Below are 12,690 nucleotides of genomic sequence, written 5' to 3' on the forward strand. Positions count from 1 at the left end.
GTAGTAGTTGTTGTAGACGTGGACCGGCTCGCCGAACCGCACGCGCGGGTGGCGGCTGTGGGTGTTCTGGAAGTGGTTGTGGTGGTAGGACACCCGCAGGTGGCCCTGGTCTTCGGTATGGCTGTCGGAGTGGCCCAGCAGCATCACGTGGTCGTGGTCGCGCGCGTAGTTCCACGAGACCGTGATGAAGTCGGATTCGCGCTTGATGTCCACGGCGCCGTCGCTGCCGGTTCCGAAGCTGTTGTGGTCGATCCAGACGTTGGTGGTGCTCTCCTGGACGTTGATCGCGTCGTCGTCCCAACCGTCGAAGTTGATGTTGCGGATGACCACGTTGCTGACACCGTCGAGGTCGAACCCGCCCCCGGTGACGGAGGCGTCGGATCCGACGCCGATGAGGGTCTTGTCCGAGGCCACGTCGTTCATGCCGGAGAGGTCGACGCCGCCCTCCAGGCGCACCACGGTGGGCCCGCTGCTCTGCATCGCGTCGAGGAGGGCCCCGGCGCTGCTGACGGTGACGGTCTCGCCGCCGGCGCCGCCGGTGGTGCCGCCGTTCTGCGTGGCCCAGCCTTCCAGGTCGGTCGAGGGCTGCGGGTCGCCGCCGTCGCCGCCGCCGTCATCACCTCCGCCGTCGTCGCCGCCGCCGTCGTCACCTCCGGTACTGCCGTCGCAGACGGTGCCGTTGAGGGTGAAGGACTCCGGTGCGGCGCTCTGACCGGACTGGGTGGCCTGGAAGCCGAAGGAGACGGTATCGCCTGAGGCGATGCCGGCGTTGTAGGAGACGTTCTCGGCGGTGACGGCGGAGCCGGACTGGTCGATCTCGGCACTCCACGCCCCGGTGACCTGCTGGTCGCCGGGGAATTCCCATTCCAGCGCCCACCCGTCGACGGAGTCGCCCAGATTGGTGATCTGCACGTCGGCGACGAAACCGGAGTTCCACTCGTTTACGGTGTAATCGACCTCGCAGCCTGCGGCTGCGCCGGCCGGAGCGGCGGTGGCGAGCACGGCCGAGCCCAGGGCCAGGGCGCAGCCGGCGGCCAGTCCGCGCAAGGACGGCCGGAGCCCTCCGCCGTGCATTGGGGGATGCGGCATTTCGGGATTACCTCCTCGGTTCGCCGCCGCCGCGATGGCGGGCCGCTCATCGGCCCGCCTGGGGGAATCGCGGCGGCGGACACACCCGGCCGCGGACACACGGAAATCCGTGGGCGGCGAAAGCGCGACGGATGCACGGGTTCCGGACCGGGCACGTCGGACGCGCCGTGGCCCGAACTCCGCATTCCATTGCGCACCATACATGGAAAGCGCTTTCCATGTATCTAAAATATTACGCACCGGATCTGGCGGATGTCAATCTCCGGATGGGCGTTCGACGCGAATTCGACACCTATCCGATTACCGCGGCTTTCTGACCTGCGCGCGTGGAATCCGACCGGAAAAGGACCGGTAATCCTACGGATGCGGGACGTGGGGTGCCGATGCGCTCCGCGCCGCGTACCCGCGGAAGCCAGGCGCGACCGCCCCGAGCGGAGAGGCTCCGGCCCGGTCGCCGCGCGCCGCCCGCCACAGCCGTGCCGGAAAGCTCCGCGCCGCACTTCGCCCGGTGGTACGTTCCCCGGGAATGATCTTCGAGTTCCGGGGAGGGCACGTGCCGGGCACAACAGGCTCCGCGGAAGGCGCCGACTCGCCGGCACGAGAGCGCGTGGTGCTGCTCGACAGCGGCAACCGCCCCACGGGGACGGCGGACAAGCGCCTGGTGCACGGCCCGCACACACCGCTCCATCTCGCGTTCTCCTGCTACGTGTTCGATGCCGGCGGCAGGCTGCTGGTCACGCGCCGAGCGTTGGACAAGGCCGCCTGGCCCGGGGTGTGGACCAACTCCTTCTGCGGGCACCCGGGCCCCGACGAGCCCATGGAGCAGGCCCTGCGCCGGCGGGCCCGCCAGGAACTGGGGATCGGCATCGAGAGTGTCGCCGTGCTGCTGCCGGAGTTCGCCTACCGGGCCACGGACGCATCGGGGATCGTGGAGAACGAGTTCTGCCCGGTCTACCGAGCCACCACGCGCGATGTGAACCCGCAGCCCGCTCCCGCCGAGGTGGCGGAGTGGCAGTGGGTCGACTGGGAGGACTTCGCGGCCGTCGCCCGGCGCGCACCGTGGGCGATCAGCCCGTGGGCGGCCCGCCAAATCCCCATGCTCGATGCCGACCAGGACTGAGCACGGAGGCCTCCACTGACCGCGCGGCGCGGCGGTGGCTGCGGCCGAGGCTCATCCGCCGGGGATCTCGCCCGTGCGGGCGATGTTGCGCGCGACGTCGCGCACCTTGGTGTTGGTGTTCATCGAGGTGGTCTTGATCAGCTCGAACGCCTGGTCTTTGGTGATCCGCCGACGCTCCATGACGATCCCGATCGCCTCGCCGATCTCCTCACGCGTGGCGTAGCCCTCCCGCAGGGTCGCCTCGCGCTGGGCTCCGGCGATGGCCAGCGCAGCGTGGGACGCGAAGACCCAGCCTAATTCAGGGGCATCCTCGCCGAAGGCGCGAGGGCGGTACGAATAAAGGTCGAGTGCACCCAGATGTTCGTCGCGGGTGTAGAGCTCGAACCCGAGCATCGAGCCGACTCCCAACTCGACCGCGCGCGGGCGGTAGCAGGGCCAGCGCGGGTCCTCGGCCATGTCGTCGACACGGAAGGACTGCTCGTGGCGTGAGGCGTCCAGGCACGGCCCTTCGTCGCATTCGGCCTGGGCGCGGTCGGATTCGTGGACGAGATCCGCCGTGGCGGCGGGGGTGTAGAACTCGTGCTTGCGCCGGTCGATCATCAGGATGCCGGCCTCGTCGCAGCCCTCGATCCACTCGACCGCCATGGCCGCGATCCGGTCGAGGACATCCTCTACGGAGTCCCGGGCGAACAGCTCCCGTGCCATATCGGCGAATATTCGCGGGTGGGCTCCCGGCATCGCTGGGTCTCCCCTCTCCGACATGAGCCGTCTCCCCCTCACTCCCGCGGCCTACCGCAAAGCCCGCATCCCGGCCGGGCCGCCCTGCTCGGCGTGCGCCCGGCGCCCCACGCGGCAGTGGAACCGCCGCCGCCGTGCGGCGACCGCCTGCGGCTTCGGACGATCGGCGCCCCGGTCCCGATGCAGCCGTCGTATACCCCGCTGCCCCGGAAGTGGCCCGTCCTCACGTTCCCCCCGGGTCCCGCCGCGGCGGCGAAGGACGCGGTGACCACCACGCCGCGTGCCGGAGCGGCGTCGCTCACGAGGTGCGGCAGCGCGTCGGCGCTCCCGGACACGGCCCCCGACGGCCAACGGCCCCGAGAGGGGCGCTGCGAAAGAACCCGGCCGCACCGGGGAACACAGGACAGACGGCCTCGGTGCATCAAGCACCCGCGGCGTCCGACCGGAACGAGGGGCCCTGCCGACGTCACGGGCTTGGCGCGTACGACAGCGTCGCTGCCTGCTTTACGCAGGTCAGCGGCACTTTTTCATGCTCAGGACGCGTAGGGCGGGCGGGGCTCGAACCCGCGACCCAAGGATTATGAGTCCTCTGCTCTAACCAGCTGAGCTACCGCCCCGCCACGGGGCGGGAATGAGTCCCGCCGATGGCTGCCCGGCCGGGGTGCTCGGTCGGGAACGCCGTAATCTTAACAGCACCCCCCGCGTCTCCCATTCTGCCGGAAACCCGCTGGGAAGAGCGCCACCGGACGCCCGCGCCGTCACCGCCCCCAAGCGGACCGCACACGCAGGTGGGGCGGGGAGCGGGTACGCACGGCGGCACGGCTAGGGTGGGGTTTCGCGGCGCCGTTCGGCAGCGCCGGCGGGGTGCCGCGTGCGGGGGCGGACGCCGGAAGGCCGCGGGGCCGTGGATAGCATCGCCGGTCGCACAAACGTCTCAGGAGAAGAAGGTCATGGCCCAAGTACCTGTCAACGTCACCGTCACCGGGGCAGCCGGCCAGATCGGCTACGCGCTGCTGTTCCGCATCGCCTCGGGCCAGCTTCTGGGTCCCGATACGCCCGTCAAGCTGCGGCTGCTGGAGATCCCCCAGGCCGTCACCGCCGCCGAGGGCACGGCGATGGAACTGGACGACTGCGCGTTCCCGCTGCTGAAGGGGATCGACATCTTCGACGACGCGCGCCAGGCGTTCGAGGGCGCCAACGTCGCCCTGCTGGTGGGCGCGCGTCCGCGCAGCCAGGGCATGGAGCGCGGCGACCTGCTGGAGGCCAACGGCGGCATCTTCAAGCCCCAGGGCGAGGCGATCAACGCCGGTGCCGCCGACGACATCCGGGTCCTGGTGGTGGGCAACCCCGCCAACACCAACGCGCTGATCGCCCAGTCCCACGCGCCCGACGTGCCGGCCGACCGCTTCAACGCCATGACCCGCCTGGACCACAACCGGGCGCTCACCCAGCTCGCCAAGAAGGTCGGGGCGCCGGTCACCGACATCAAGAAGCTGACGATCTGGGGCAACCACTCGGCGACGCAGTACCCCGACATCTTCCACGCCGAGGTCGACGGCGCCAACGCCGCCCAGCGGATCGGCGACGAGGCCTGGCTGCGCGACGAGTTCATCCCGACCGTGGCCAAGCGCGGCGCCGCCATCATCGAGGCCCGCGGCGCTTCCTCCGCCGCATCGGCCGCCAACGCCGCCATCGACCACGTCTACGACTGGGTCAACGGCACGCCCGAGGGCGACTGGACCTCCGCGGCCTTCCCCTCCGACGGCTCCTACGGCGTCCCGGAGGGCCTCATCTCCTCCTTCCCCGCCGTCTCCCGCGGCGGCCGGTGGGAGATCGTGCAGAACCTGGAGAACGGTCCGTTCTCCCGCGAGCGCATCGACGCCTCCGTCCAGGAACTCGCCGAGGAGCGCGACACCGTCCGCAAGCTCGGCCTGGTCTGACCGCCCCTTCCGGCTGCCGACGCACACGCGCGTCTTCGGGTGCGGCGCCCTTTCGGGGTGCCGCACCCTTCGTGCGCCGGTCACGGTTGCCTACGATGTCGCACATGCCGCGAACCGACCTCCCTTTCGAGGAACTCCCGCACTACCGCGCCGCCCCCACTGCCCCCGCCGACTTCGACGACTTCTGGGCACAGACCCTCGACGAGGCCGCCCGCCACGACTCCTCCGCCGTGGTCCTGCCGCACGCCAGCCCGCTGACGACCCTGGAGGTCGCCGACGTCGGGTTCGCCGGCTACGGCGGGCACCCGGTCAAGGCCTGGCTGGTACTCCCCCGGCAACGCAGCGGCCGGCTGCCCTGCGTGGTGCGCTTTCCCGGCTACGGCAGCGGGCGCTCCAGCCCGCTGGACGCACTGGAGTACGCGTCGTGCGGCTACGCCCAGCTGGTGATGGACGTCCGCGGGCAGGGCACCAACGAGAGGGGAACCGGTGACACCCCCGACCCCGAGGACTCCCCGCACCCGCACCGGCCGGGCTTCATGACCAAGGGCGTCCTGGACCCGCGCCGCTACTACTACCGCCGGGTTGTCACCGATGCCGTGCGCGCGGTGGCTGCCGCCCGCACGCTCGACAGCGTCGATCCCGACCGCGTGGCCGTGGCGGGCAGCAGCCAGGGCGGCGGGCTCGCCGTGGCGGCGGGCGCGCTGGCGCCGGGCGTGGCCGCCGTCATCGCCGACGTGCCGTTCCTGTCCCACTTCCGGCGGGCGGTCGAGGTGGCCGCGGAGGGGCCCTACCTGGAGATCGCCGAGTACTGCCGCGCGCACCGCGACAGCGCCGAGCGGGTCTTCGCCACGCTTTCCTACACCGACGCCCTGAACTTCGCCTCGCGCGCCACCGCTCCGGCGGCGTTCAGCGCCGCGGGGATGGACCCCGTCACACCGCCCTCCACGTGCTACGCGGTCTACAACGCCTATGCCGGCCCCAAGCGGATGCGGCTTTGGCAGTTCAACAACCACGAGGGCGGCGGCGTGTTCGCGGTCGAGCGGAATCTGGCCTTCCTGGCCGAGCACCTGGGGTGAGCGCCGCCCCCGCCCGCGGGAACCGGCCCGCGGGCGGGGGCGGGGCGGGGCGGCGCCCGAGGGCGGCCGCGTCAGCGCGCCGCCTGTGGACGAGTGGCCCGGACGGTCACCGGGAGCAGGCAGTATGGAATACGTGAGTCTCATCGATCAGCTTCCCGCCCGCCCCGAACCCGACTCCCTCTTCGAGGCGTTCGCTTCATGGGCCGAGGAGCGCGGGCTCACCCTGTACCAGCACCAGGAAGAAGCCCTCATCGAGGTGGTGTCGGGCTCCAACGTCATCCTGAGCACCCCTACCGGCTCCGGCAAGAGCCTGGTCGCCTCCGGCGCGCTGTTCGCCGCGCTCGGCCGCGACGAGTGCGCGTTCTACACCGCGCCCATCAAGGCCCTGGTCTCGGAGAGGTTCTTCGAGCTGTGCTCGATCTTCGGCACCGACAACGTCGGCATGATGACCGGCGACGCCAGCGTGAACGCCGACGCCCCCATCGTGTGCTGCACGGCCGAGGTCCTGGCCCAGATCGCGCTGCGCGACGGCGCCGCCGCCGACATCGGCACCGTGGTCATGGACGAGTTCCACTTCTACGGCGAGCCCGACCGGGGCTGGGCCTGGCAGGTGCCGCTCCTGGAGCTGCCGCAGGTGCAGTTCCTGCTGATGTCGGCCACCCTGGGCGACGTCAGCCGGTTCGAGGACGACCTCACCCGCCGCACCGGCCGCTCCACCACCGTGGTCAGCTCCGCTGAGCGGCCCGTGCCGCTGTACTACTCCTACCGCACGACCCCGCTGCACGAGACCCTCGAGGAACTGCTCGAAACACACGAGTCGCCCGTGTACATCGTGCACTTCACCCAGGCACAGGCGGTCGAGCGCGCCCAGTCCCTGACCAGCATCAACATGTGCTCGCGGGCGGAGAAGGACGCGATCGCCAAGGAGATCGGCAATTTCCGCTTCACCACCAAGTTCGGGCGCAACCTCTCGCGTTACGTGCGGCACGGCATCGGCGTGCACCACGCCGGCATGCTGCCCAAGTACCGGCGCCTGGTCGAGCGCCTCGCTCAGGCCGGCCTGCTCAAGGTCATCTGCGGCACCGACACCCTGGGCGTGGGAGTCAACGTCCCCATCCGCACCGTCCTGTTCACCGCCCTGAGCAAGTACGACGGATCGCGCGTGCGGCGGCTGGGCGCCCGCGAGTTCCACCAGATCGCCGGGCGCGCCGGGCGCGCCGGTTTCGACACCGTGGGCAACGTGGTCGTGCAGGCCCCCGAGTACGTCATCGAGAACGAGAAGGCGCTGGCCAAGGTCGGCGACGATCCCAAGAAGCGCCGCAAGGTCGTGCGCAAGAAGGCGCCCGAGGGCTTCGTCGGTTGGGACCGCAACACCTTCGAGAAGCTGGTCGCCTCCGAGCCCGAGCCGCTGAAGTCGCGGTTCAAGGTCAGCAACGCGATGCTGTTGAGCGTCCTGGCCCGGCCCGGCGACTGCTTCGCGGGCATGCGCCACCTGCTGACCGACAACCACGAGGACCGCGCGAGCCAGCGCCGCCACATCAGCGAGGCCATCGCCATCTACCGCTCACTGATCGACGGCGGGATCGTGGAGCGCCTGGAGGAGCCCGACGAGAACGGCCGCGTCGCCCGCCTGACCGTCGACCTCCAGCCCGACTTCGCGCTGAACCAGCCGCTGTCGACGTTCGCGCTGGCGGCGCTGGAGCTGCTCGACCCGGCCTCCCCCACCTACCCGCTCGACGTTCTGACCGTGGTCGAGTCCATCCTGGACGACCCCCGCCAGATCCTCGGCGCCCAGCTGAACAAGGCCCGGGGCGAGGCCGTGGCGCAGATGAAGGCCGACGGCGTCGAGTACGAGGACCGCATGGAGCGGTTGGAGGAGATCGACTACCCCAAGCCGCTGGAGGAGCTGCTCGACCACGCCTACGAGGTCTACCGGCGCGGCCACCCCTGGGTGGGCGATCACCCGCTGCGTCCCAAATCGGTGGCCCGCGACCTCTCCGAGCGGGCGATGACCTTCACCGAGTACGTCGGCCACTACGACCTGGCGCGCTCGGAGGGGCTGGTCCTGCGCTACCTCGCCAGCGCCTACAAGGCACTGAGCCAGATGGTGCCCGAAGACGCCAAGACCGAGGATCTGCGCGACATCATCGAGTGGCTGGGCGAGCTCGTGCGCCAGGTCGACTCCAGCCTGCTCGACGAGTGGGAGCAGCTGACCAACCCCGGCGACGAGGAGACCGCCGAGGCGGACGCGGCCGAGGAGCGTGTCAAGCCGGTCACCGCCAATCCCCGGGCGTTCCGGGTCCTGGTGCGCAATGCGATGTTCCGTCGCGTGGAGCTGGCTGCGCTGGGCCGCTACCGCGAGCTGGGCGAGCTCGACAGCGAGGACGGCTGGGACGCCGAGGCGTGGGAAGCCGCCATGGAGGACTACTTCGACGAGCACGACGAGCTCGGCATCGGCCCCGACGCCCGCAATCCGGGCATGCTGCTCATCGAGGAGCACCGTGATACGTGGCAGATCCGCCAGATCTTCCACGACCCCGCCGGCGACCGCGACTGGGGCATCAGCGCCGACGTCGACCTCACCGCCTCCGACGAGGCCGGCCACGCCGTCGTCCGCGTCACCGACGTCAACCGGCTGTAGCCGCTTCCCGGCAGGCACCGCGGCCCCCGCCCCTGTGTGCCAGACCCGACGACGTCCTCAGTCCAGCAGGTCGGCGTTGACCGCCCGCGCCTCCTCTGCCAGGGCGGTGTCCTCCACGACCGTGCGGCCGGCGCGGCGCAGCCGCTCCACGCCCTCGGCGTCGACGAAGAGCTCCGGCTCGCGCCAGGCGATCACCACGCGCGGGATGGGCGTGGCCAGGATGAGGTCGGTGCACGTACTGGGCCGGGAGGTCCGCTCCGTGCAGGGCTCCAAGGAGCTGTAGAGGGTCGCCGAGACCAGTCGCGGGTCCTCGGGGGCCAGTGAGCGCAGCGCGGTCTCCTCGGCGTGGTCCAGCGGGTCGTCGCGCCGCGAATAGCCCTCGGCCAGGACCGCGCCCCAGGCGTCCACGACGATCGCGCCCACGGAGAACGCGGTCGTGGACGGCGGGCACCGGCGCGAGAGCGCGACGGCCGCGCGCAGCCAGTGGCGGTCGGCGTCGCTGGGCCGGGGCCCGGTACCGGGGGTGCGATCGGTTTCGGGCGGGGAGGCGGACGACTTCATCGGCGGGACTCCGGGGTCTGGGGCAGGTATCGCAGGATCGCCATGCCGCCGAGGGCGCGCGTCTCGGCGAGCCGCATCGGATTGTCGGGGCCGTCGGCGAAGGCGCCCGGCCCCACGAAGGGCGGTGCGTCGGCCTGGCCGACGAAGAAGGGGGCGACGGCCAGCCGCAGTTCGTCGGCGAGCCCGGCGGTCAGGAACCGGGTGTGCACGCCGGTGCCGCCTTCGACCAGCAGCCGTTCGACGCCGCGGGCGGCGAGGTCGGTGAGGATCGGGCCGAGTTCGCGCCCGGCCTCGACGACCTCCACACCGCCGCCCGCCTCGGCGAAGCGCCGCACGGCGGCGGGGTGCGCGTCGGTGCCGACGTAGACCAGTTTGGCGGCGTCGCCGGTGGTGAACACCCGCGCCGACGGATCGATTCCGCCGTGCTCGCTGAGCACGACCTTGACCAGATCGGCGGTGCGCCCTTGGGCGAGCCGCCGCGAGCGCCGCTCCGGCGAGCGCACGAGCAGCCGCGGGTCGTCGGCGCGGACGGTACCCGCCCCCACGAGAATGGCGTCGCAGCCCGCCCGCAGCTCGTCGACCTCGTCGAAGTCCTCCGACGAGGACAGCCGGAGGCGCTCGGGCCCGGCGTCGTCGATGCGCCCGTCGAGCGACATCGCGCAGCTGAGCAAGGTGTAGGGGCGGGACATGCCGCCAGCTTAGCGCCCGCCGCACCCGCGCCCTCGCACAGCCTCCGCCCCCACCTGCGAAGACACAGCCGGTCACGAAGATCACACACCGGCCGTCCGCATCCGACGCGCCGGTGGAGTGGGCTCGGTGGATCCAGACGACGCGTACGACGGCGATCGTCCGCCGCCCGGTCGTCACCATGCTCCTCGGGAGGCGTCCGATGGCCGGTGCACGGCCTGTGCGGGATCACCTTACGGGCAGCCGCCGTCGATACCGGCGCGGCGGCGCCGCACGCTGGACAGCACACGGCCCCGGCGACCGGGGACGGCGGTCGGCCGGGGCCGTATGGCATCCGGTGCGCTCGTGCGCGGGACTAGAACGGGTACCGCTGGATCTCGCTCTGCATGGTGACCCACTGGGTCTCGGTGAAGGCCTCCAGGTTGGCGCGGGTGCCGCCGAAGCGGGCACCGGTGCCCGAGGCGCCCACACCGCCGAAGGGGGCCACGGCCTCGTCGTCGACCGTCTGGTCGTTGATGTGCACGATGCCGCTGGGGATCCGGTCGGCGAGCTCCATTCCGCGCATGGGGTTGCCGGTGAGGATTCCCAGCGACAGGCCGTAGTCGCCGGCGGCGGCGATCTCGGCGGCCTCGTCGAGGGTGGAGAAGGTGATGACCGGCGCCACCGGGCCGAAGACCTCCTCCTCGAAGGCCGGGGTGCCGGCGGTGACCCTCTCCAGCACGGTCGGGCGGTAGAACTGGGCGTCGTAGGTGCCGCCGGCGCGCACCGTGGCTCCTGCCTCGACGCTGCGGGTGACCAGGTCGTGGACGCGGTCGCGCTGGCCGATGTCGATGATCGGGCCCAGCGCGACGCCCTCCTGGTCGGGATCGCCCACGGTGAGCGCGTCGGCCTTGGCGGCCAGCTTGTCCACATAGGCCTCGGCCAGCGACTCGTGCACCAGGTGGCGCCCTGTGGTCATGCAGATCTGGCCCTGGTGCAGGAACGAACCCCAGGCGCCCACCGAGGCGGCGCGGTCGACGTCGGCGTCGTCGAGCACGATCAGCGGCGAGTTGCCGCCCAGCTCCAGGTGGGCGCGCTTGAGGTGGCGCCCGGCGGCCTCGCCGACCTTGCGGCCCGCGGCGGTGGAGCCGGTGAAAGAGATGACGGCGACGTTGGGGTCGGCCACGAGCTGCGAGCCGGCCTCGGTGCCGCCGGGCAGCACCTGCAGCACCCCCTCGGGCAGGCCGGCTTCGCGGAAGACCTCGGCGATCACGGCGCCGCCCGAGACCGCGGTGCGCGGGTCGGGCTTGAGCACGACGGCGTTGCCCAGGGCCAGCGCCGGGGCGACCGAGCGCATGCCCAGGATCAGCGGGAAGTTGAAGGGCGCGATGACGCCGATGCCCCCCACCGGAACGCGGCGCGCCAGGCTCAGCCGCGGCTGGGCGCTGCGCAGCACCTCGCCGGTGGGCTGGGAGGCCAGCGCCGCGGACTCGTAGGCCTCGGTCACGGCCAGGTGGACCTCGAAGCCGGCCTTGCCCGCCGCCGACCCGGCCTCCGCGCGCAGCCAGGAGGCGATCTCGTCGGCCTTGTCCTCGAATTCCGCGCCGGCCCGCCGCAGCACTGCGGCGCGCTCCTCGAAGGAGCGGGCCGCCCAGTCCTTCTGGGCCTTGGCGGCGCGCTCGGCGGCATCGGTGACGTCGGCGGCCCCGGCCGAGCCGATCAGGCCCAGCTCGCTGCCGGTGGTGGGCGAGGTGACCGGGGCGGTGCCGCCCTGGGCGGGCCGCCATGCGCCGGTGAAGATGTTGCCGCGCCACTCGCGGTCGTTGAGCAGTGTCATGGTCGCTCCTCGGGCGTCGAAGGTGGGGAGGGCCGGAAGGGGGCGCGGGCGGCGCACCGCCGCTCCGCCCGCTGTGGTCGAATCGGCGGGCGCCGCCGCGCCTCCGGCGCCCGGCGCCCGCCGTGGTCGTGTGCAGCGCCCGGCCCGCCGCGCTTCGCACGCCGCGCCGCAACGGGCGCTAGTGGGCCTTGCCCGCTTCCTGCGGCTGGGCGGTCGCGGACTGCGATGCGTTGCGGATCTCGGCGTAGATGCGCGTGCGCAGCTCGGCGAAGCGGTGCTCGCCGCGGGTGTTGATCTGGTCGCGCTCGTCGGGCAGGTCGATGGTCACGTCGTCCTGGATGATCGTCGGCGAGGACGACATCACCAGGACGCGCTCGCCCAGGTAGACGGCCTCGTCGATGTCGTGGGTGACGAACAGGACGGTCATGGAGAACCGCTTCCACAGCGTGCGGATGAGGTCCTCCAGGTCCGCCCGGGTCTGGGCGTCGACCGCGGCGAAGGGCTCGTCCATCAGCAGCACGCGGGGCTCGTAGGCGATGGCCCGTGCGATGGCGACACGCTGCTGCATGCCGCCGGAGAGCTGCCAGGGGTAGGCGTCGGCCGACTTGAGCAGGCCCACGGCGTCCAGCGCCTCGTCGCTGAGCTCGCGGCGGCGCTGCTTGGGCAGCTTCTTCTCCTTGAGCGGCAGCTCGACGTTGTCGCGCACGCGCAGCCACGGGAACAGGCTGCGGCCGTACTCCTGGAAGACGACGGCCATGTCCGGCGGGGGCCCGGTCACCGAGGTCCCGGCCAGCACGACACTGCCGGAGCTGGGACGCATCAGTCCGGCGATGCACTTGAGCAGCGTCGTCTTGCCGCAGCCGGAGGGACCGACGAGGCAGGCCAGCTCTCCCTCGCCGAGGTCGAAGGTGAGGTCGCGCAGCGCCTCGACCTCACCCTGCTGGCCTGGGTAGATCTTCTGCAGTCCGGTGACGTCGAGCATCGGGGCCTTCTTATGCGGGGCGGTGGTCTCGGGTGCCGTT

Annotated in this window: 10 protein-coding genes and 1 tRNA gene; 4 read left to right on the plus strand and 7 right to left on the minus strand. The window is 71.7% G+C overall.

What is annotated here, in order from left to right:
• Positions 1–1,089: cellulose binding domain-containing protein (locus LP52_RS25760; protein WP_238580879.1), on the minus strand; the 1,089-nt coding region annotated here is incomplete at its 3' end.
• 553 nt (positions 1,090–1,642) lie between these two features.
• Here LP52_RS25760 and idi point away from each other — a divergent pair.
• The gene (gene idi / locus LP52_RS12210; RefSeq protein ID WP_040273453.1) at positions 1,643–2,209 is read left to right on the plus strand and encodes an isopentenyl-diphosphate Delta-isomerase; all 567 of its coding nucleotides are present in this window, start codon (positions 1,643–1,645) and stop codon (positions 2,207–2,209) included.
• A 51-nt stretch (positions 2,210–2,260) separates the two neighbouring features.
• On the opposite strand, the gene LP52_RS12215 is transcribed toward idi, so the two are convergent.
• Both LP52_RS12215 and LP52_RS12220 read right to left on the minus strand, forming a co-directional pair.
• On the minus strand, positions 2,261–2,914 hold the full coding sequence (locus LP52_RS12215) for a GAF and ANTAR domain-containing protein (RefSeq protein WP_202966101.1): 654 nt from the start codon (positions 2,912–2,914) through the stop codon (positions 2,261–2,263).
• A gap of 576 nt (positions 2,915–3,490) precedes the next feature.
• Positions 3,491–3,564 (minus strand) — tRNA-Ile (locus LP52_RS12220).
• Between the two features lie 333 nt (positions 3,565–3,897).
• Between LP52_RS12220 and LP52_RS12225 the strand changes: the two genes are divergently transcribed.
• The 3 genes from LP52_RS12225 (at position 3,898) to LP52_RS12235 (ending at position 8,604) form a co-directional block, all read left to right on the plus strand.
• Positions 3,898–4,887, plus strand: a complete 990-nt coding sequence (locus LP52_RS12225; protein ID WP_040273400.1) for a malate dehydrogenase — start codon at positions 3,898–3,900, stop codon at positions 4,885–4,887.
• Positions 4,888–4,991: 104 nt separating this feature from the next.
• Positions 4,992–5,963, plus strand: coding sequence for an acetylxylan esterase (locus LP52_RS12230; protein ID WP_040273402.1), 972 nt, complete (start codon positions 4,992–4,994; stop codon positions 5,961–5,963).
• 124 nt (positions 5,964–6,087) lie between these two features.
• Positions 6,088–8,604, plus strand: a complete 2,517-nt coding sequence (locus LP52_RS12235; protein ID WP_040273404.1) for a DEAD/DEAH box helicase — start codon at positions 6,088–6,090, stop codon at positions 8,602–8,604.
• 57 nt (positions 8,605–8,661) lie between these two features.
• Here the strand turns inward: LP52_RS12235 and LP52_RS12240 are convergent, their stop codons facing one another.
• The 4 genes from LP52_RS12240 to LP52_RS12255 form a co-directional block, all read right to left on the minus strand.
• Positions 8,662–9,165: a cytidine/deoxycytidylate deaminase family protein gene (locus tag LP52_RS12240; RefSeq protein WP_084723142.1), complete on the minus strand. Its 504-nt coding sequence runs from the start codon at positions 9,163–9,165 to the stop codon at positions 8,662–8,664.
• Positions 9,162–9,854 carry a RibD family protein gene (locus LP52_RS12245; RefSeq protein WP_040273406.1) on the minus strand — a complete coding sequence of 231 codons (693 nt, stop codon included), beginning with the start codon at positions 9,852–9,854 and terminating at the stop codon, positions 9,162–9,164. The genes LP52_RS12240 and LP52_RS12245 overlap by 4 nt, the downstream gene beginning before the upstream one ends.
• A 353-nt stretch (positions 9,855–10,207) precedes the next feature.
• On the minus strand, positions 10,208–11,668 hold the full coding sequence (locus LP52_RS12250) for a benzaldehyde dehydrogenase (protein WP_040273408.1): 1,461 nt from the start codon (positions 11,666–11,668) through the stop codon (positions 10,208–10,210).
• A gap of 178 nt (positions 11,669–11,846) precedes the next feature.
• The gene (locus LP52_RS12255) at positions 11,847–12,650 is read right to left on the minus strand and encodes an ABC transporter ATP-binding protein (RefSeq protein WP_040273410.1); all 804 of its coding nucleotides are present in this window, start codon (positions 12,648–12,650) and stop codon (positions 11,847–11,849) included.
• Positions 12,651–12,690 lie beyond the last annotated feature (40 nt).

The sequence above is a fragment of the Streptomonospora alba genome, from assembly GCF_000826685.1.
Classification (GTDB): Bacteria; Actinomycetota; Actinomycetes; order Streptosporangiales; family Streptosporangiaceae; genus Streptomonospora; species Streptomonospora alba.

What these genes read in the sequence shown, in the direction of transcription:
- LP52_RS12215 (WP_202966101.1), bottom strand. Translation starts at nt 2,914, where the DNA reads ATGGCACGGGAGCTGTTCGCCCGGGACTCCGTAGAGGATGTCCTCGAC.
- LP52_RS12225 (WP_040273400.1), top strand. Translation starts at nt 3,898, where the DNA reads ATGGCCCAAGTACCTGTCAACGTCACCGTCACCGGGGCAGCCGGCCAG.
- LP52_RS12230 (WP_040273402.1), top strand. Translation starts at nt 4,992, where the DNA reads ATGCCGCGAACCGACCTCCCTTTCGAGGAACTCCCGCACTACCGCGCC.
- LP52_RS12235 (WP_040273404.1), top strand. Translation starts at nt 6,088, where the DNA reads ATGGAATACGTGAGTCTCATCGATCAGCTTCCCGCCCGCCCCGAACCC.
- LP52_RS12240 (WP_084723142.1), bottom strand. Translation starts at nt 9,165, where the DNA reads ATGAAGTCGTCCGCCTCCCCGCCCGAAACCGATCGCACCCCCGGTACC.
- LP52_RS12245 (WP_040273406.1), bottom strand. Translation starts at nt 9,854, where the DNA reads ATGTCCCGCCCCTACACCTTGCTCAGCTGCGCGATGTCGCTCGACGGG.
- LP52_RS12250 (WP_040273408.1), bottom strand. Translation starts at nt 11,668, where the DNA reads ATGACACTGCTCAACGACCGCGAGTGGCGCGGCAACATCTTCACCGGC.
- LP52_RS12255 (WP_040273410.1), bottom strand. Translation starts at nt 12,650, where the DNA reads ATGCTCGACGTCACCGGACTGCAGAAGATCTACCCAGGCCAGCAGGGT.